The following is a 19,797-nucleotide window of genomic DNA, read 5'->3' as shown; positions in this document are numbered from 1 at the left end:
GTTCTCGAGGCCTACGAGCGCCTGCTGCTCGATGCGATGCGCGGTGACCACACCCTGTTCACCACTGCCGAGGGCATCGAAAGTCTTTGGGAGCGTTCCACTCCCCTGCTGGACGACCCGCCGCCCGTGCGCGCGTACCCGCCGGGATCGTGGGGACCCAATGCGATTCATCAGCTGATCGCGCCGCACGCCTGGCGGCTACCGTTCGAGCGGACCTGGCGGGCGAAGGAAGGCGGGCCCGAGGAGGTGTACTGACGCAACCGTGTCTTGAAAACGCAGGGCTAGCCGAAAATAGCTGCTGCCCAGTCTTTTTCGATCCAACCGGCGGCCGCGGTGCCGAACTCCTCGGGCGCGAGCCGACCGGCGCCCTCGGGAATAGTGCCGACCACGGGCACCCCGGTCACCGCCGGCAGGTCGTCGACATTGCACTGCGACGCGAGGTCCGGTTCCGCGGGCCAGGCACCGACGATCAGACCGGGGCATTCGACGCCGCGATCACGTAGCGCGTTGACCGTCAGCTCACTGTGATTCAGCGTGCCGAGCCCCGCTGCTGCAACCACAACGGCGGGCGCCGCGAGCTCCGCCGCGACATCGAGGAGCGTGAAGCCGTTCTCGCCCAAGCGAACCAGCAGACCGCCCGCGCCCTCGACAATGGTGACGTCGAACTGCTCATCGAGTTCACGAACCGCGTCGATCACCTCGGATTGCTCGAGCATCGGAATCCCACTGCGGCGGGCGGCGGTATCGGGAGCGAGCGGATCCGGGTAGCGGACCAGCTCAACGGTGTTCGCAACGCCGGACAGGCGGACCACTTCGGCGAGGTCGCCGGGCTCGTCCAGCGCGACCCCGGTCTGCGCAGGTTTGCACACCGCCACAGACTTGCCGGCGGCGAGAGCGACGGCTGCGAGCGCAGCGGTCGCGACGGTCTTGCCGACATCGGTCGACGTACCGGTGACGACGAGGACGCTCATCGCGCGGCGGGTGAAAGCACGTCTGCGAGAACAGCTTCGATGCGGGCCAGTTCATCGGCCGTGATGTTGGCCCGCGCGGTGAGGCGTAGGCGGGAGGTACCCGCGGGCACCGACGGCGGCCGGAAGCACCCGACGCTCAGGCCCTGCTCGCGACAAGCAACGGACGCTTCGTAGGCCCGCTGCGGATCGCCGAGAATGACCGAGACGACAGCCGATTCCGGTGCAGGAACGCCGGCGATCCGCGCGATATCTGCGGCTCGCTCGAGCACGGCCCGTGCACGTTCGGGCTCGCGGCGCAGCACGCCGAGAGCCGCACGCGCGGCACCGACGGCTGCGGGCGCGAGGCCGGTGTCGAAGATGAAGGTGCGCGCGGTATCGATCAGGTGCGTGCGCACCCGCTCGGTCGCGAGCACCGCTCCACCCTGCGCGGCAAGGGATTTGGACAGTGTCGCGGTGACCACGATGTCCGGCGCGCCCGCGAGGCCCAGTTCGTGCACAAGACCGCGCCCGCCGTCTCCGCGCACACCGATGCCGTGCGCCTCGTCGACGATGAGGACCGCGTCGTGCGCCCGGGTGATGCGGTGCAGTTCGCGCAGATCGGCGAGATCGCCGTCCGCGCTGAAGACGGAGTCGGTCAGCACAAGCGCACGACGCTCGGTGCGCTGCGCCAATGTGCGTTCGATGAATTCGAGATCTCCGTGCGGTGCCACGGCCACCCGCGAGCGCGACAGCCGGCAGGCGTCGACAAGCGATGCGTGGCTACCCGCGTCGGACACGATGAGCGCCTCGCGGCCCGACAGCGCGGTCACAACACCCAGGTTCGCCGCGTATCCGGAGGCGAAGACGAGCGCGGACTCGGCGCCCACGAACTCGGCTAGCTCACGCTCGAGCAGTTCGTGCTCCGCGGTGGTGCCGGTAACCAAGCGGGAGCCGGTCGAGCCGGTCCCCCAGCGGCGGACGGCCGTGATCGCACCCTCGATGACATCGGGGTGCCGGATCAGGCCGAGGTAATCGTTGGACGCGAGATCGATCAGAGTCGACCCGGCCGTACGCGGGCGCAACACACGATGCACACCGGCAGCACGTCGCTCGTCGGCACTCTCATCGAGCCAACTGAGCACATCATGGTCGCGATCCACGGTCGGAAGCATACTTGAACGGTGTTCAAGGTGTAAGGCTGGGCCCACGCACGTCCCGCAGTGATCACGAGCAAATGGCCCGTAAAAGCGCCCTGACAGGGGCCACATGCTCGTGATCAACTCGGGTGGGAGTGCCGCCGGACCGTGATCACGAGCAGGAGGGTGAGCGATCCTGCGAGAGGGCGCGCGATCAGGCCGCACGCGCCGCCGCGATCATCGCCGCGCAGATGGTGGCGATGTCCTCATCGGTGCTGATGAACGGCGGCATCGTGTAGATCAGCTTCCCGAACGGGCGCAGCCACACGCCCGCGGCGACGGCCGCATCGGTGGTGGCCTGCATGTTCACCGGCTCGGCCATTTCGATCACACCGATCGCTCCGAACACCCGGACATCTGCGACGCCCGCGATCTCCCGCGCTGGGGCGAGGCCGGACCGCAGCCCGGCCTCGATGTTCGCGACCTCGCCTCGCCAGTCCCGCGAGCGGAGCAGTTCGATCGATGCCACCGCCACCGCGCAAGCCAGCGGGTTGCCCATGAATGTCGGGCCGTGCATCAGTCCGCCGTGGCCTGCACTGATGGTCTCGGCGATCTCGGAGGTGCAGATCGTCGCGGCGAGCGTCATATATCCGCCGGTCAGCGCCTTGCCGACGCACATCACGTCCGGGGCAACCCCCGCGTGGTCGGCGGCGAACAGCTCGCCGGTACGGCCGAATCCGGTCGCGATCTCGTCGAAGATCAGCAGCACAGAATTCGCGTCGCAGATGCGGCGCAGCTCGGTGAGGTACCGCGGGTCGTAGCGGCGCATCCCGCCGGTGCCCTGCACGACCGGCTCGACGATCACCGCGGCGACCTCATCGGCATGCTCGGCCACCAATGCCTCGAATGTGGCGACGTAATCGGCGTCGAACTCGACCGGCGGGCGCGGCGCAAAAATCTGCTCGGTCAGCACGTCGTTCCACAGCGAGTGCATGCCGCCGTCCGGGTCGCACACGCTCATCGCCGTGAACGTGTCGCCGTGATAGCCGCCGCGCCAGGTCACGAGCCGCTTCTTGGCGGGCCGGTCGAGGCTGCGCCAGTACTGCAGCACCATCTTGATCGCGACCTCGACCGAGATGGATCCCGAATCAGCGAGGAACACCTTGTCCAGCCCGGCCGGCGTGAGCTCCACCAGCAGCTCGACCAGGCGCGCGGCGGGCTCGTGGGTGAGACCACCGAACATGACGTGGCTCATTTTCTGCGCCTGCTCGAGGAGCGCGGCGTCGAGCACCGGATGGCGGTAGCCGTGCACGGCGGCCCACCACGAACTCATCGCGTCGATCACCTCGCGACCGTCCGCGAGGCGCAGCCGGACCCCTTGCGCGCTCTCCACCACCAGCGGCGTCGTCGACGGGGGGAATGCGCCGTAGGGGTGCCAGACGTGCGCGGCATCGATCGCCGCGACCTGCTCGGACGTCATTTTGACGGTGGTCACCGCACCACAGTACGACCGATCACAATCGCCACTTCCCGGCCCCGCACACGCTCGGATACGGCGTTAATGTTCTGGGTATGACTCCGCCCGTGTCCGACTCGACTCCCGAAACCGCGGAGACCGGCCCGCTCGGAGTGTGGCCTGGCCACGCCTACCCGCTCGGCGCCACGTACGACGGTGCGGGCACCAACTTCTCGTTGTTCTCCGAGGTCGCGGATCGGGTCGAGCTGTGCCTGATCGCCCGGGACGGCACCGAATCGAGGGTGCCGCTCGAGGAAGTCGACGGCTTCGTCTGGCACGCGTACCTGCCCGCTGTGGTGCCCGGCCAACGGTATGGATACCGGGTCTACGGCGAGTTCGACCCGGAGCAGGGACTGCGTTGCGATCCGAGCAAGCTGCTGCTCGACCCGTACGGGAAGGCCTTCGACGGGAGCTTCGACGGTCACGAGTCGCTGCATACCTATGGGATCGACTCGCTCGGCCACACGATGACCACGGTGGTGATCAACCCATTCTTCGACTGGGCGTCGGACCGCCAGCCCAAGCGGCCCTATCACGAGACCGTCATTTACGAGGCGCATGTCAAAGGCATGACGGCCACCCACCCGGGCGTGCCGGCCGAATTGCGCGGCACCTATGCCGGTCTCGCGCATCCCGTGATAATCGACCACCTGCAGTCGCTGGGCGTCACCGCAATCGAACTCATGCCCGTGCACCAGTTCCTGCAGGATCAGATCCTGCTCGACAAGGGACTGCGAAATTACTGGGGCTACAACACTTTCGGGTTCCTGGCGCCACACACCGACTACTCCTCGGCAGTTAAGCCGGGCGCGACGGTCTCCGAGTTCAAGGCGATGGTGCGCACCTTCCACGAGGCGGGCATCGAGGTAATCCTCGACGTGGTCTACAACCACACCGCCGAGGGCAATCACCTCGGGCCGACGATCGGCTTCCGCGGTATCGACAATGCGGCCTACTACCGGCTCGTCGATGGCGACCCCGAGCACTACATGGATTACACCGGGACCGGCAACAGCCTCAATGCGCGGCACCCGCACACGTTGCAGCTGATCATGGATTCGCTGCGCTACTGGGTGACCGAGATGCACGTGGACGGGTTCCGTTTCGATCTCGCCTCCACGCTGGCACGCGAACTGCACGACGTCGATCGGCTGTCGGCGTTCTTCGATCTCGTACAACAGGATCCGATTGTCAGCCAGGTCAAGTTGATCGCGGAGCCCTGGGATGTCGGCGAGGGCGGCTACCAGGTGGGCAATTTCCCCGGCCTGTGGACGGAGTGGAACGGGAAGTACCGGGACACTGTGCGCGACTACTGGCGTGGCGAGCCGGCAACGTTGGGCGAGTTCGCCTCCCGGTTCACCGGCTCCTCGGATCTCTACAAGGACGACGGGCGCCGGCCTTCGGCGAGTATCAATTTCGTCGTTGCCCACGATGGGTTCACGCTGCGAGACCTGGTGTCCTACAACGAGAAACACAATGAGGCCAACGGCGAGGACAACCGCGACGGCGAGAGCCACAACCGGTCCTGGAACTGCGGGGTCGAGGGCCCGACCGACGATCCCGAGGTGCTCGAGCTGCGCGGGCGGCAGAGCCGCAACATCCTCGCGACGCTGATGCTGAGCCAGGGCACGCCGATGGTCGCGCACGGCGACGAACTCGGCCGCACCCAGCAGGGCAACAACAATGTCTACTGCCAGGATTCGGAACTGTCCTGGATGGACTGGTCGCTGAGCGAAAAGAACTCGGATCTACTCGATTTCACCCGCAACGTTATCGCCCTTCGGCGCAAGCATCCGGTGTTCCGCCGGCGCCGGTTCTTCGACGGCAGGCCCATCCGATCCCGGGACCAGCAGCGTGACATTGCCTGGTTCACTCCATCGGGCGAGGAGATGACGCCCGAGGATTGGGACAGCGGGTTCGGCAAGTCGCTCGCGGTATTTCTCAATGGCGAGGGAATCCAGGAACCGAATCAACGCGGTGAGCGGGTCGTGGACGACTCGTTCGTGCTGTGCTTCAACGCCCACCACGAGGCTCTCGACTTCACGCTGCCGTCGGCCGACTACGGGACGGAGTGGACCGTTGCCATCGACACCGCCGTACCGGACGGGTTGTCGGGCAACGTCCACGAATCCGGTGCCGAGGTTCCGGTGAAGGGCAGGTCCCTGCTCGTGCTGCGACGTACCGCATGACAACCCAGGTCCTCAGCACCTACCGGCTGCAGTTGCGCCCCGACGCGCTGACGCTCGACGACGCCCGCGGCCTGCTCGACTACCTGCAACGGCTCGGCGTCACTCACGTCTACCTGTCCCCCATCCTGACGGCCGCACGCGGATCGACTCATGGCTATGACGTCACCGACCCCACGTCGGTGTCGGCGGCGCTCGGTGGACTCGACGCACTGCGCTCCCTAGCGGCCGACGCACGAGCACGCGGCATGGGGCTGATCGTCGACATCGTGCCCAACCACCTCGGTGTCGGTGACCCGCAACAGAACCCGTGGTGGTGGGACGTCCTCAAGCATGGGCGCGAATCAGCGTATGCCGAGTGGTTCGACATCGATTGGCGCCCGGACAACGGCGCGAACGGCTCCCTTGCCCTACCGGTCCTGGGCAGCGCGTCGGATCTCGGGTCGCTGACTGTCGACCGCTCCGGGGCAGAGCCGACACTCACGTTGTACGACATGCACTTTCCCATCGCGCCGGGTACCGACGACGACGATCCGATCCGCATTCACGACCGGCAGACCTACCGGCTCGTGCCGTGGCAGTCCGGCATCTCCACCTACCGCCGCTTCTTCACGATCAACGACCTCGCCGGCGTCCGGCAGGAAACGCCGCGGATCTTCGAGGCCACGCACCGCGAGATTGCACGGTGGATCGGCGAGGATCTCATCGACGGCGTTCGCGTCGATCATCCCGACGGTCTCGCCGAACCCGCGAAGTACCTGCGCTGGCTGCGCACCCTACTCGGCCCGGACCGGTTGTTGCTCGTGGAGAAGATCCTCGCCGAGCATGAGCCGCTCGACCCGGCGCTGCCGGTGAACGGCACCACCGGCTACGACGCGCTCGCCGTGTTCGGCGGGGTGCTCGTGGACCGCGCGGGCGAGATGGCACTCACCGAGTTGTCCACCACGATGACCGCCGCCCCGGGCGACGCGACGTGGCTGCACGACAACGAGATCCGCATCAAGCACGCTGTCCTCCAGACGGCGCTCGCACCGGATGTACGCCGCCTCCTCGCGGCGATCCGTCGCGAGGCACCATCGCAATGCGGTGTCGTGCAACTGACCGCGGCGCTGGTCGAACTGCTTGCCAACATCCCCGTCTATCGCACGGACTACGGGCCGCTCGCAGGACTCCTCGCCCGCATCACCGGCGCAACCGAGCGACGCACTCCCGCTCTGGCGCAGCCACTTTCGGTCATCACCCGGGCCCTGCTCGCCGGTGGCGTGTCAGCCGCGCGGTTCAACCAGATATGTGGAGCGGTCACCGCGAAATCGGTGGAGGATTGCCTGTTCTACCGCACCGCGCGCCTCGTGTCGCTGCAGGAGGTCGGCGGTTCGCCGGGAACTTTCGGCCGCACCCTCTCGGAGTTCCACTTCGTTAACGCCGAGCGCGCCACCCGGTGGCCGTCGGCCATGACAGCGTTGTCGACCCACGACACCAAACGCGGCGAGGATGTGCGCGCCCGCATCGGCGTCCTCTCGCAGATCGCGCAACGGTGGGCCGACAAGGTCGTCGAGTGGGAGAAACTCACCCCGAGTCCCGACGGACTGACCGCAATGTTTCTGCTGCAGAACATGTTCGGTGTGTGGCCGCTGGACAGCCCGCCCAACCGCCAATTGCGGGAGCGGTTGCATGCCTACGCAGAGAAGGCCATCCGCGAAGCCGGGCGCAAAACGAACTGGGACGACCCCGCAGCCGAGTTCGAGGGCAGCGTCCACGAGTGGATCGACGCCGTCCTCGACGGCCCGGTCGGGGCCGAGATCGGCGAGCTGGCTGCCGAACTCGAGCCGCACATCTGGTCGGCCGCACTTGCACAGAAATTGCTGCAGCTGTGCGCGCCGGGCATCCCGGATCTGTACCAGGGCACCGAGTTGTGGGAGGACAGCCTCGTCGACCCGGACAACCGCCGCCCCGTCGACTTCGCCGCGCACGCCGACGTGCTCACCTCGCTGACGGCTCGACCGCCGCTCGACGGCACCGGGCGCGCGAAGCTGTGGGTTGTCGCGCATTCACTGTGGTTGCGCCGCGACCGGCCGGAATGCTTCATCGGCGGTGGCTATGCACCGATACTCGGCGAGGGTGCGGCCGCCGATCATGTGATCGCCTACGCCCGCGGAGTTGCGACGCAGACCGGGGCTCTCGATGCGCAGGTCCTCGTCGCCACCTCGCGGCACACCGTCGAAATCGCCGAAACCGGCTGGCGTGACACCGTTCTCACGCTGCCGGAAGGACGCTGGACGGACCGGCTGACCGGGCACTGCTACTCCGCCCGGGCTCGCGCGGTGGACCTCTTCGCCGATCTCCCCGTCGCGCTACTCGTTCGCGACGCCCAACGTTGAGCACCGAGTGAGGGGCTTATGACGGTCTTCGAGGTGTGGGCACCGATTCCGTCGCGAGTTCGGGTAGAGGTGGACGGCACCGTCCACCCGATGCACCGCAGCGACGATGGCTGGTGGCGCGCCGAGGCGCCCGCACCACTCAACGCGCGCTACGGATTTCTACTCGACGACGACGAGACCGTGCTGCCGGACCCGCGCTCACCGCGCCAGCCGGACGGCGTTCACGCACGGTCACAACTGCACACGCTCGACCCCGCGGCGTGGACCGACACCGACTGGACCGGCAGGCAGTTGCCTGGCGGCGTCGTCTACGAATTGCATATGGGGACTTTCACCCCCGAGGGCACGTTCGACTCCGCGATCGAGCGACTCGACCATCTGGCCTCCCTCGGCGTGACATTCGTGGAGATCATGCCGGTGAACGCGTTCAACGGCACACACAACTGGGGCTATGACGGCGTGCTCTGGTACGCCGTGCACGAGAGCTACGGCGGCCCGGATGGACTGCAGCGCTTCGTCGATGCCTGCCACCGGCGCGGATTGGCCGTGCTCCTCGACGTGGTCTACAACCATCTCGGGCCGTCGGGGAACTATCTGGGCCGCTACGGCCCCTACCTCACCGAGGGCCACAACGCCTGGGGTCAGACGGTGAATCTCGCCGGTCCACAGTCGGCCGAAGTGCGGCACTACATCATCGAGAACGCGCTGCGCTGGATGCGGGATTTCCATATCGACGGACTGCGCCTCGACGCGGTGCACGCGCTCGTGGACACCACGGCGGTGCATCTGCTCGAAGAACTCGCGATCCGCACCGAGGCGCTGTCCACCCAGGTCGGCCGCCCGCTGACGCTGATCGCGGAGAGCGATCTCAACGATCCCAAGCTCATCACTCCGCGCGCCGCAGGCGGCTACGGTTTGAATGCGCAGTGGGACGACGACGTGCACCATGCGATCCATGCCGCGGTGTCCGGCGAAAGACAGGGCTACTACGGCGATTTCGGGTCGATGTCATGCCTCGCGTTCACCCTCGGACACGGGTTCTTCCATGCCGGAACATATTCCAGCTTTCGCGGCCGGGTGCACGGGCGCCCACTCGATATCGCGCACATCCCGGCAAGCTCGCTGTTCGCTTACACCTACACCCATGACCAGGTGGGAAATCGCGCCATCGGCGACCGGCCGAGCGAGTATCTGAACGACGGCCAACTCGCGGTGAAGGCGGCGCTGGCGCTGCTGTCGCCGTTCACGCCGATGTTGTTCATGGGCGAGGAATGGGGCGCGAGCACACCGTTTCAGTTCTTCACCTCCCACCCCGAGCCGGAGCTGGCCGAGGCAACCGCCAAGGGACGCAAGGCGGAGTTCGGCGAGCACGGCTGGAACACCGACGACGTCCCCGACCCGCAGGACCCGGAAACGTTCCTGCGCTCCAAGCTCGACTGGTCCGAGCTCGCCACGGAACGACACGCCCGCCTGTTGGCCTGCTATCGGGACCTGATCGCCCTGCGGAGATCGCGTGCGGAGATCACCGAGCCGTGGCTGACCGAGTTCGCGGTGACGTACGACGAGGACGAGCGCTGGATCGTGCTGCACCGCGGCGGTTTACGCGTGGTGTGCAACCTCCGCCCGGACGCGGTGACGGTTCCGGTCGGCGGCACACCACTGCTGTGGTGGGAGCCGGTCCGCTCGAACGACACGACAACGGCCACGCTCGTGCCGGGGCACTCGTTCGTGGTGCTCGAGCAGTAACGCTCAGGTGAGGTAGCGGTAGGCCGGCGAGCCGGGCTCGAGCTGTTCGATCTGCAGCCGCGACTTCTCCATCCGCTCCAGCAACGGTTCGAGCCCGTCCCGCGAACCGAGCTGGATGCCGACGAGCGCCGCACCGGTCTCACGGTTGTTGCGCTTCACGTACTCGAACAGGGTGATGTCGTCGTCCGGCCCGAGCACCTCGTCGAGGAAGCGGCGCAGAGCGCCCGGCTCCTGCGGGAAGTCGACGAGGAAGTAGTGCTTGAGCCCGAGGTGCACGAGTGAGCGCTCCACGATCTCGCCGTAGCGGGACACGTCGTTGTTGCCGCCGGAGACCAGGCAGACCACGGTGGAACCGGGCTCGATTGGGGCGTGCGGCAATGCGGCGACAGACAGGGCGCCGGCGGGCTCGGCGATGATGCCCTCGTTCTGGTACAGCTCGAGCATCGCGGTGCAAATTGCACCCTCGTCGACATGCTCGAGCAGGAGTTCGCCGGGAGTGCCAGTCGCCTGGCCCGCCCGCGCGCCGAGACCGGTGAGCGTGGCGTAGGTGACGGCACCGGCACGGCGCACCGCGGCGCCGTCGACGAATGGATCGATCTCGGGCAGCGTCACGGGACCGCCGGACATGATCGCCGCGATCATGCACGCCGCTCCCGCCGGCTCGACACCGAGGATCGTGGTCTGCGGCGCGCGCTCCCGCATGTAGGTGGCGACACCGGACAGGCAGCCACCACCACCGACCGGAATCACCATCAGATCGGGTGCGCGGCCGAGCTGATCGAGGATCTCGACCGCGATCGTGCCCTGACCGGCGACGGTTCGCGGGTCGTCGAACGGCGGCACCATGACCGCCCCGGTGCTCGCGGCATCGGCGCGCGCAGCCTCTGCGGCGTCGTCGAAGGTATCCCCCACTGCGATGACTTCGACGAACTCTCCACCGTGCACGGCGATTCGGTCGCGCTTCTGCTTGGGCGTGTTGTGCGGCACGTAGATGCGCCCCTCGATACCCATCGTCCGGCATGCGAACGCCACGCCTTGGGCGTGGTTGCCGGCGCTGGCCGCGACCACCCCGGTGGCGCGCTCCTCGGAATTGAGTTGCACCATCAGGTTGTAAGCGCCGCGCAGCTTGTAGCTACGCACGACCTGAAGGTCTTCGCGCTTGAGGAAGACGTTCGCTCCGGTCGCAGCGGAAAGCCGGTCGTTGTATTGCAACGGTGTCGCGGCAATGACCGGCGAAATCCGCGCGGTCGCGGCATCGATGTCCGCCGCGCTCACAGCTGCGGCGGACTCCGTCGACTTCGTCACGTCTTGCGTTTCGGCCACCTGCCACATGCTGCCACCTGGCGGGCGAGCCGGGAATCCGGGGTTACCTCGGGGTGAGCACGAAAATCGGGATCACCCGGTCGGTCTTGGTCTGGTAGTTGTCGTAGTCCGGCCAAACCTGCGCCGACCGCTTCCACCACAGCTCGCGCTCGTCACCGTGGACCTCGCGCGCGGTGTAGTCGCGGCGATCCGCGCCGTCCTGCAATTCGACATGCGGTTCGGCAATGACGTTGTGGTACCAGACCGGGTGCTTGGGCGCCCCACCCAGCGAGGCAACGACCGCATACTCGCCCTCGTGCTCGACGCGCATGAGCGGGGTCTTACGCAGCTTGCCGGTCTTGGCGCCCTTCGTGGTGAGCAGGATGATCGGCACGCCCTTCATCGTGTTGGCCTCGCGGCCCTCGGAGCGTTCGAAGTTCTCGGCCTGTTCCCGTGCCCATGCGGAGGGACTGGGTTCGTAAGTTCCGGTGAGTGGCATAGCCAGTGCAACGAAGTATTCGCGGGCAGCATTCCTGACCTGAATTTTCGTCTTCGAAACTCAGAGTTTCGGTAGCCCGAACTCATGAGTGCGTATACCCTGACAGCATGACCACGGTGGAGCGCCCAGCCCAGCGCGCCGCAGGTATCGAGCTCGCCGGCACGGTGTGGCCGCTGTTCAAGCTCGAGGCGCTCGCGGCGGGCCTGCTGACGCTGCTCGTCGTCGTGCTCGTCACCGGCTCCGCGCAGGCCGCCGTCCTCACCAGCGCCGCCGTCGCGACCGGTTTGTGGGTCGCCGGCCTCGTCCGCGGGCGCAACAACCCACTCAGCTAGTCGCGGACGGCCCGGCTCAAGTGGCCAGGCAACTCGGCCCGAGCAGCGCCTTCAGGTCGCCCATCAGCGCCGAGGACGGCGTGACCCGAAGGCTGTCATCCACCTTCAGCAGCGTCACCTTGTCCCCACTCAGCAGGCGCAGATGTACATCCGAGGTACCGGGATGGCTGCTCAGCACACGCTTGAGCGCGCTCACCTTGTCCGGCGTGCACACTCGCGTAGCAATACTCACGGCGAGTGGCTTCGCAACGCCGACCGCCGAAAGGTCGGGCACCGCAAGATCATTGGCGATCAGGGACACCCGGTCGTCGCGCACCGACACCCGCGCCTTCACCAGCACGACCGCGTCCTCGGCGATGTCCATGCCGTAGACCGAGTACGACTGCGGGAAGAACAGCACCTCGATACCGCCGGTGAGGTCTTCCAATTGTGCTGAGGCCCAGGCCAATCCGTTCTTGTTGATCCGACGGTTCACCGAGGCAAGAATGCCGCCGACAACCACCTGGGCGCCGTCCTTCACATCACCCTCGAGAATGCTCGGGATCTGCGTATCAGCCTGCGCCGCGAGCACATGCTCGACACCGTTGAGCGGATGGCCGGACACGTACAGTCCGAGCATCTCCCGCTCGAGTGCCAGTCGGTGCTTCGTATCCCACTCCTCGACGGGGATCTTGACGTCGAACACACCCGCCACCGCATCGTCGGCATCGCCGCCGCCGAACAGGTCGAACTGACCGATTGCCTCGGCCTTCTTGGTGCCCATCACCGCGTCGATGGCATCGGAATGCACGAGAAGCAGGCCCTTGCGCGGGTGGTCGAGCGAATCGAAGGCGCCTGCCTTGATCAACGACTCCGTGACCTTCTTGCTGCAGGCCAGCGCATCGATCTTGTTGAGGTAGTCGGAGAAATCGGTGAAGGGCGACTTTTCCTTGCGCGCGTTGATGATCGAGGTGACCACGTTCGAACCGACGTTCCGGACCGCGCCCAGCCCGAACCGGATGTCCTCACCCACCGAGGCGAAGTTCAGCTCGGACTCGTTGACATCGGGCGGGAGCACGGTAATGCCGAGGCGACGGCAGTCGGCCAGGTACACCGCCGCCTTGTCCTTGTCGTCCCCGACGCTGGTGAGCAGGCCGGCCATGTACTCGGACGGATAGTTCGCCTTGAGGTAGGCCGTCCAGAACGACACCAGGCCGTACCCGGCGGCGTGCGACTTGTTGAACGCGTATCCGGCGAACGGAAGGATCGTGTCCCACAACGCCTTCACCGCTGCCTGCGAGAACCCGTTGCTCGTCATGCCTTCGAGGAAGCCCTCGTACTCGGCCTCGAGCACCTCGAGCTTCTTCTTACCCATTGCCTTGCGCAACGCGTCGGCTCGGCCCATCGAGTAGCCGGCAACCTTCTGCGCGATGAACATGATCTGCTCTTGGTAGACGATCAGGCCGTACGTCTCGGCGAGGATGTCGCGCAGCGGCTCCTCGAGCTCCTTATGAATCGGCTTGATCGGCTGGCGGCCGTTCTTGCGATCGGCGTAATCGTTGTGCGCGTTCATGCCCATCGGACCCGGGCGGTACAGCGCGAGCACGGCGACGATGTCGTTGAAGCCGGTGGGTTGCATGCGGCGGAGCAGGTCTCGCATGGGTCCACCGTCGAGCTGGAAAACCCCGAGTGTGTCTCCGCGCGAGAGCAATTCGTACGTCGCCGGATCCTCCAGCGGCAGGTGGTCCATGTCCAGGTCGACGCCGCGGTTGGCCTTGATGTTGTCCAGGGCATCACCGATGACGGTGAGGTTGCGCAGACCCAGGAAGTCCATCTTGAGCAGGCCGATGTCCTCACACGACGGGTAGTCCCAGCCGGTGATGATGGCGCCGTCCTGCGCGCGCTTCCAGACCGGAATCGCGTCCATCAGCGGCTCCGAGGACATGATCACCGCACAGGCGTGAACGCCCGCGTTGCGGATCAGACCCTCGAGCCCGAGCGCCGTCTCGTAGATCTTGGCGACATCGGGGTTCGAGTCGATCAGCGCACGGACCTCGGCGGCCTCCTTGTACCGCTCATGGTTCGGGTCGGTAATACCCGACACGGAGATGTCCTTGGCCATGATCGGCGGCGGCAGCGCCTTGGTGATCTGGTCCGCGATCGCGAAACCGGGCTGGCCGAACTGAACTCGGGCGGAGTCCTTGATCGCGGCCTTGGTCTTGATGGTGCCGAAGGTGATGACCTGCGCGACGCGGTCGGATCCCCACTTCTCGGTGGCATAGCGGACCATCTCGCCGCGCCGGCGATCGTCGAAGTCGATATCGATATCGGGCGCGGAGGGGCGTTCCGGGTTGAGGAACCGCTCGAACAGCAGGCCGTGCGGGATCGGGTCGATATTGGTGATGCCGAGGGCGAACGCGACGAGCGACCCCGCTGCCGAGCCACGGCCGGGGCCGACGCGAATGCCGACTTCGCGAGCGTGGTTGATGAGGTCACCGACCACCAGGAAGTAGGCCGGGAAGCCCTTCTGCTTGATGACATCGAGTTCGAAGTAGGCCCGGGTGTAGTACTCGTCCGGTACGCCGTCCGGGAAACGTCGATCGAGGCCCCGATCGACCTCCTTGCGCAGCCAGGAATCCTGGTCCTCGCCCTCGGGGACCGGGAAGATCGGCATCCGGTCGCGGTGTTCCCACACCGCGTCGTAGGACTCCACGCGCTCGGCGATCAGCAGCGTCGAATCGCAGGCGCCGGGCACATTGTCATCCCAGATCGCGCGCATCTCGGCGGCCGACTTGAGGTAGTAGCCGTCGCCGTCGAATTTGAACCGGGTGGGGTCGGACAGCGTCTTGCCGGTCTGGATGCAGAGCAGCGCCTCGTGGTTCTGCGCGGCGTCCTTGGTGACGTAGTGGCAGTCGTTGGTAGCGAGCGGCCGGATGTCGAGCTTGCGGCCGATCTCGATCAGGCCCTCACGGACCCTGCGCTCGATATCGAGGCCGTGATCCATCAGCTCGAGGAAGTAGTTCTCCTTGCCGAAGATTTCCTGCCACTTCGCGGCCGCCTCGAGCGCCTCGCGCTCGTGGCCGAGCCGAAGGCGGGTCTGCACCTCACCGGACGGGCAGCCGGTGGTGGCGATGATGCCTTCGGCGTGGTGGGCGACGAGTTCGGCGTCCATGCGGGCCCACTTGCCCAGCTGCCCCTCGATCGAGGCGAGCGAGGAGAGCTTGAACAGGTTGAGCAGGCCGGTCGCGTTCTCCGCGACCATCGTCATGTGCGTGTAGGAACCACTGCCCGAGACGTCGTCGGACTTCTGGCTCGGATCGCCCCACAGCACGCGCTTGGTGTCGAAGCGCGAGGCCGGCGCGACGTAGGCCTCGATGCCGATGATCGGCTTGATGTCGAATTTCTTGGCGGTCCGATAGAACTCGGCCGCGCCGTACATGTTGCCGTGGTCGGACATGCCCACCGCGGTCATCTCCAGCCGGCGCGCCTCGTCGAACATCGGCGTGATTTTGGCCGCACCATCGAGCATCGAGTACTCGGTGTGGTTGTGCAGGTGGACGAACGAGTCTGCCAAGGCCATTCCTCCGGTGTCGGCGTCTTAGCGAGTTTAGGCGTCACTGCCGACACCGAAGGGTGCCACGCGGGGGTGTGACGAATGTGGCCTTGTGGTACTTAGCCGGACTTGCGGCGGAACTCCCGCTTGTGCGACGCGGAACCCTGGGCGTGGTCCGCCTTGGCGTTCCCGTCCAGGTGCGAGGCGCCGTTCTTGTTCTGGTGGTTCTTGCGGTCCAGAGCTTCCTTGAAGCGCTTCTTGGTGTCGTCATCGGCAGCCATGAACTGCCTCCTCCCTCTCGATTACTCCTCGCCGAACCTACGCCGCCGGCCCGCCACGCGCGCCCGAATTTCCGGGGCCCCGCGCCACGACCACGGCGGACCGGCGCATCTCGGCCGTGCCACGAATTCTCACACCGTTCACCCGCGGGCCACGAATCCGCCATCGATTCCGTCCGATGTCGCTCTAACGTCCCGAATTTGTACCGACCGATACGAGGCGGGACCACTCATGGCCGGCAGCGGACGACTGAACCGTCGCGGGTTTCTGGAACGAACGGCACTCGGCGGACTCGTGGTGGCGTTCGCCGGAAGCGTCGACGTTCTCGCGCACCCGGCGGCCGCCGGGGCCGCACCGCGCAATGCGCTCGGCTACGGACCGCTGCTGCCCGACCCGAACCGCATCCTCGCTCTGCCGCCCGGCTTCACCTACCGGGTGGTCTCGCAGTCCGGACAGACCCTGCTCGACGACGGCACCCCGGTGCCGAGCGATCCAGACGCCAATGGCGTCTTCGGCTCGACGGTGGTGACCAACCACGAAATCGGCAGCGACGAACCGTTCGGCGTGCCCACCCTCGAGGGCCTCACCTACGACCCGGGCGCCCGTGGCGGCACAACCACCGCCACCATCGCCCCCGACGGCCACCGACTCGGGCAGTACGTAAGCCTCGCCGGGACGGTGAACAATTGCGCCGGCGGCATAACACCGTGGGGCACCTGGCTGACCTGCGAGGAGACCGAGGCGCGGGCCGGAGACGGCGCCTTCACCCGCGACCACGGCTACGTGTTCGAGGTACACCCGGGCAACCAACAGGCCAACCACGGCCGCAGCCCGGTGCCCCTGAAATTCCTCGGCCGCTACGCCCACGAGGCGGTTGCGGTGGATCCCGGGTCGAACGCGATCTACCTGACCGAGGACGCGACCGGCCCCAACGGCCTGTTCTACCGGTGGACGCCGCCCGCCGGTTTCATCGGCGGCCAGGGCGCACTCCATGGGCTCGCCGGCAACGCGACCGCGGGCACGCTGGCCGCGATGGCCTGCTTCGACGGCGGCCGATTGGTGCCGGACCTGTCCGAGGCCCTGACACCCGGCGCCCGCTACGGCGTGCGGTGGATCCCGGTGCCCGACCGCGATGCGAAGAGCACATCGACTCGCAAGCAGTTCGGAAGTGGCGAAGTCACCCGCAGCCGCAAGCTCGAGGGTCAGTGGTGGGGCGATGGCGGCGCGTACTTCGTCGCGAGCTATGCCCGTAGCAGCGACGGCAGCACGGCCGAGCACGACGGGCAGGTGTGGTTCTACGACCCTCGCACCGAAACCGTCACGCTCAAAACGAGATTCGGCCGCAACCCGGATCCCGCCGCGGACACGAACATCGACGGACCGGACAACATCACGGTGTCCCCGTTCGGCGGGCTGATCCTCGCCGAGGACGGCGACGGCATCAACCATCTCATTGGCGTGACCCCGGCCGGGGAATCGTTCCCGATCGCACGCAACGAACTCAACGACAGCGAGTTCTGCGGGCCGGCGTTCAGCGGCGACGGACGCACTCTGTTCGTCAATATCCAGTCCCCCGGCCTGACGCTCGCCGTCACCGGCCCGTGGCGCCCGCCGATCGGCGCGATCTTCGGCTCGTCGTGAATCGCTAAGGAACAGCCGGGTTTTCGACGTCGGCCCGCTTGACCCGGGCCGTTCGGCGGGACCTGATCAGGGCGTCGGTGCTGAACACCGCGAGTGCCGCCCAGATCAGGGCAAAGCCGATCCAGCGCGAGGCCGGCATCGACTCGTGCCCGATGGTGATGCCGTACGCCATCTGCAGAGCAGGCGTCAGGTACTGCAGCAGACCCATCGTGCTGAGCGGAACCCGTTGCGCCGCTGCGCCGAACAGCAGCAGCGGGATGGTGGTCACCGGCCCACAGCCGATCAGCAGCATCGTCGTGCCGAACCCATCGGTGATGAAGGCACCGGTTCCGGCAATGCCGAGGAACACCATGTAGCCGAGCGCGAACGGCACAGCCACAATGCCCTCCGCGGTCAGGCTTCGCAGCGGGTCGAGCGGCACCACCTTTTTGATCAACCCGTAGGTGGCGAACGACAACGCCAGGGTCAACGCGATGATCGGCGGGCTGCCGTAGTCGACTGTGAGCACGGTGACCGCGACGGCACCGAGCACGACGGCAAAGATCTGCGCCCGGGTGAGCCGCTCGCGGAACAACACGACGCCGAGCGTCACGCTGACCAACGGGTTGATGAAGTAGCCCAGGGCGCACTGCACCACCTGGTCACTGGTCACCCCGTACACGTAGGTGCCCCAGTTCAGCGATATCGCCGCCGACGCCGCAGCGGCGAGCATCCAGGTGCGCCCAGCGATGCCCCGCATCTCCCGGAGCCGGCCGAGCACCGCGAGCACAATGAGCATCACGGCCAGGGTGAAGACTATGCGCGCGGCAAGCACCTCCACCGCGCCGACCCCGTCGAGCAGGCTGAAGTACGCCGGGAACAGGCCCCAGAGGAAATACGCACCCGCGCCGCAGGCCAATCCCGTCGACACGGTGCCCGAGAACGCGCGCTTCATTCCCCTCACCCTAGGTACCGGGATACCGTGCCGTGCATGGAGCTAGCGACCCAACCGCGCACGATCGATGTGCACCTGCCCGAAGTGTCCCTGACGGCACTGTGCTGGGGACCCGAGGACGGGCCCCTCGCGGTGTGTCTGCACGGCTATCCCGATACCGCGTGGACATGGCGATACCTCGGTCCGGCGCTTGCGGCGCAGGGCTGGCACGTGGTCGCACCGTTCACGCGCGGCTACGCGCCGTCGAAGCTGCCCGCGGACGGCAGCTATCACGTGGGCGCTCTGATGGACGATGCGATCGGGGTGTACCGCGCCCTCGGCGGCGACGAGCGCGCGGTCGTCATCGGCCACGACTGGGGCGCTATTACCGCCAATGCACTTGGCGCTTACCCGGGTTCACCGTTTCGGCGAGTGGTCTCGATGGCAATTCCGCCGATCCCGGGGATGACTCCCCCACGCGGCGGGGTGTGGCAAACGATCAAGTTCGCCGGCCTGCTCCTCAAGCAGGCGACGTACAGCTGGTACATCATCTTCAACCAGATTCCGTGGGTGGCCGAGCGTTCACTGGACCGACTCATTCCCTTCCTCTGGCGACGCTGGTCCCGCGGCTATGACGGTGCCGCGGACGTCAGCTATGTGCTCGCGTCACTCGATGCCCGGAAGAACCGGTCGGCGGCGCTGGGGTATTACCGGGCCGTTGCCAGGCCAGGCCAGGTACCCGAGCGCTATCGCGAGGCGCAGCGGTTCGCCTTCGACGCCCCGCAGGTGCCGACGTTGTGTCTGCATGGCAGCGAGGATGGCTGTCTCGCGGTGGGATTGACTGCGCGCGTGCGGGATTCACTCCCGGCGGGCAGCGATCTGGTGCGCATTCCGAACGCCGGGCATTTTCTGCAACTCGAAGAACCCGAGGTGGTCGAGAAGGCGGTCCTGCGGTTCCTGCAGAGCTGACGGATTCAGCGCGCGGGCACCGCGCCGTCGTCCGGACCGGGCGCGGTGGTGTCGGCCTGCTCCGGCAGCAGGGGCGTGATCGCGATCCTGCCATAGGCCGCGTCCGGCGGTAGCGCCTCGACTGCGCGGACCCGATCGCGCTGGGCGATGCTCATCAGCGTCGCCGTATCGGCGCGAACCAGCGCACCCGCCACGCACGTGCACCCGGCCGCGAGCCGAGCAGCCGCGACGGCGGAAACCTGGGCGGCGCGTTCGGTTCGGCCCGGATTGGCGAGCACTCGTTCGGCCGCCACATCGGCCGATCGCATCGCAGCGTCGGCGTTGTCCGGCACCGCGACCGCGACGATCGGGGTCTGCACCCGCGGGATCGGCACGTGGTAGGTCAGCTCCGAAACTCGGGCACCCGAGACGGTTGCGA

At 66.9% G+C, this 19,797-nt stretch carries 14 protein-coding genes and 2 pseudogenes; 7 read left to right on the top strand and 9 right to left on the bottom strand.

The window, feature by feature from the left end; translation table 11 throughout:
* Positions 1 to 255: pseudogene (locus A8G08_RS16030) on the top strand (glucose-6-phosphate dehydrogenase); the annotation flags it as partial.
* A 26-nt stretch (positions 256 to 281) separates the two neighbouring features.
* Here A8G08_RS16030 and bioD read toward each other — a convergent pair.
* The 3 genes from bioD to A8G08_RS16015 form a co-directional block, all read right to left on the bottom strand.
* Positions 282 to 971 carry a dethiobiotin synthase gene (gene bioD, locus A8G08_RS16025; RefSeq protein WP_068276039.1) on the bottom strand — a complete coding sequence of 230 codons (690 nt, stop codon included), beginning with the start codon at positions 969 to 971 and terminating at the stop codon, positions 282 to 284.
* Positions 968 to 2,110 carry an 8-amino-7-oxononanoate synthase gene (locus A8G08_RS16020; RefSeq protein ID WP_425394565.1) on the bottom strand — a complete coding sequence of 381 codons (1,143 nt, stop codon included), beginning with the start codon at positions 2,108 to 2,110 and terminating at the stop codon, positions 968 to 970. Before A8G08_RS16020 ends, bioD begins: the two co-directional genes overlap by 4 nt.
* 190 nt (positions 2,111 to 2,300) lie before the next feature.
* The gene (locus A8G08_RS16015; RefSeq protein WP_425394566.1) at positions 2,301 to 3,566 is read right to left on the bottom strand and encodes an adenosylmethionine--8-amino-7-oxononanoate transaminase; all 1,266 of its coding nucleotides are present in this window, start codon (positions 3,564 to 3,566) and stop codon (positions 2,301 to 2,303) included.
* 92 nt (positions 3,567 to 3,658) lie between these two features.
* On the opposite strand from A8G08_RS16015, the gene glgX reads away from it, so the two are divergent.
* The 3 genes from glgX to treZ are packed head-to-tail and all read left to right on the top strand — an operon-like array spanning position 3,659 to position 9,912.
* Positions 3,659 to 5,791: a glycogen debranching protein GlgX gene (gene glgX / locus A8G08_RS16010; RefSeq protein WP_068276030.1), complete on the top strand. Its 2,133-nt coding sequence runs from the start codon at positions 3,659 to 3,661 to the stop codon at positions 5,789 to 5,791.
* Positions 5,788 to 8,166 carry a malto-oligosyltrehalose synthase gene (gene treY / locus A8G08_RS16005; protein ID WP_068276028.1) on the top strand — a complete coding sequence of 793 codons (2,379 nt, stop codon included), beginning with the start codon at positions 5,788 to 5,790 and terminating at the stop codon, positions 8,164 to 8,166. The genes glgX and treY overlap by 4 nt, the downstream gene beginning before the upstream one ends.
* 18 nt (positions 8,167 to 8,184) lie before the next feature.
* On the top strand, positions 8,185 to 9,912 hold the full coding sequence (gene treZ / locus A8G08_RS16000; protein ID WP_068276024.1) for a malto-oligosyltrehalose trehalohydrolase: 1,728 nt from the start codon (positions 8,185 to 8,187) through the stop codon (positions 9,910 to 9,912).
* A gap of 3 nt (positions 9,913 to 9,915) precedes the next feature.
* Here the strand turns inward: treZ and ilvA are convergent, their stop codons facing one another.
* Both ilvA and A8G08_RS15990 read right to left on the bottom strand, forming a co-directional pair.
* On the bottom strand, positions 9,916 to 11,244 hold the full coding sequence (gene ilvA / locus A8G08_RS15995; protein ID WP_157108609.1) for a threonine ammonia-lyase IlvA: 1,329 nt from the start codon (positions 11,242 to 11,244) through the stop codon (positions 9,916 to 9,918).
* A 34-nt stretch (positions 11,245 to 11,278) separates the two neighbouring features.
* Positions 11,279 to 11,713 (bottom strand): nitroreductase family deazaflavin-dependent oxidoreductase, encoded by a 435-nt coding sequence (locus A8G08_RS15990; protein ID WP_068276022.1) that lies wholly within the window; start codon positions 11,711 to 11,713, stop codon positions 11,279 to 11,281.
* Positions 11,714 to 11,820: 107 nt separating this feature from the next.
* On the opposite strand from A8G08_RS15990, the gene A8G08_RS15985 reads away from it, so the two are divergent.
* Positions 11,821 to 12,045: a hypothetical protein gene (locus A8G08_RS15985; RefSeq protein WP_068276018.1), complete on the top strand. Its 225-nt coding sequence runs from the start codon at positions 11,821 to 11,823 to the stop codon at positions 12,043 to 12,045.
* 16 nt (positions 12,046 to 12,061) lie between these two features.
* Here A8G08_RS15985 and dnaE read toward each other — a convergent pair whose 3' ends face one another.
* Positions 12,062 to 15,598 carry a DNA polymerase III subunit alpha gene (gene dnaE / locus A8G08_RS15980; RefSeq protein WP_068276042.1) on the bottom strand — a complete coding sequence of 1,179 codons (3,537 nt, stop codon included), beginning with the start codon at positions 15,596 to 15,598 and terminating at the stop codon, positions 12,062 to 12,064.
* A gap of 98 nt (positions 15,599 to 15,696) precedes the next feature.
* The gene (locus tag A8G08_RS27520) at positions 15,697 to 15,858 is read right to left on the bottom strand and encodes a DUF5302 domain-containing protein (RefSeq protein ID WP_169823319.1); all 162 of its coding nucleotides are present in this window, start codon (positions 15,856 to 15,858) and stop codon (positions 15,697 to 15,699) included.
* A gap of 229 nt (positions 15,859 to 16,087) precedes the next feature.
* On the opposite strand from A8G08_RS27520, the gene A8G08_RS15975 reads away from it, so the two are divergent.
* Positions 16,088 to 17,497, top strand: coding sequence for an alkaline phosphatase PhoX (locus tag A8G08_RS15975; protein WP_068276016.1), 1,410 nt, complete (start codon positions 16,088 to 16,090; stop codon positions 17,495 to 17,497).
* 4 nt (positions 17,498 to 17,501) lie between these two features.
* Here A8G08_RS15975 and rarD read toward each other — a convergent pair whose 3' ends face one another.
* Complete coding sequence (gene rarD, locus A8G08_RS15970) at positions 17,502 to 18,431, bottom strand: EamA family transporter RarD (protein WP_068276012.1); 930 nt, start codon at positions 18,429 to 18,431, stop codon at positions 17,502 to 17,504.
* Between the two features lie 36 nt (positions 18,432 to 18,467).
* Here rarD and A8G08_RS15965 point away from each other — a divergent pair, with 36 nt between their 5' ends.
* A complete protein-coding gene (locus A8G08_RS15965) occupies positions 18,468 to 19,379 on the top strand; it encodes an alpha/beta fold hydrolase (RefSeq protein ID WP_068276009.1) in 912 nt (303 codons plus the stop codon).
* A 5-nt stretch (positions 19,380 to 19,384) separates the two neighbouring features.
* Here the strand turns inward: A8G08_RS15965 and A8G08_RS27515 are convergent.
* A pseudogene (locus A8G08_RS27515) lies at positions 19,385 to 19,797 on the bottom strand (hypothetical protein); the annotation flags it as partial.

Origin of the sequence: Aldersonia kunmingensis (assembly GCF_001646865.1) — a bacterium.
GTDB lineage: Bacteria > Actinomycetota > Actinomycetes > Mycobacteriales > Mycobacteriaceae > Aldersonia > Aldersonia kunmingensis.
The sequence above is the reverse complement of the archived record's forward strand: the minus strand, read 5'-3'. Positions and strand labels throughout refer to the sequence as shown.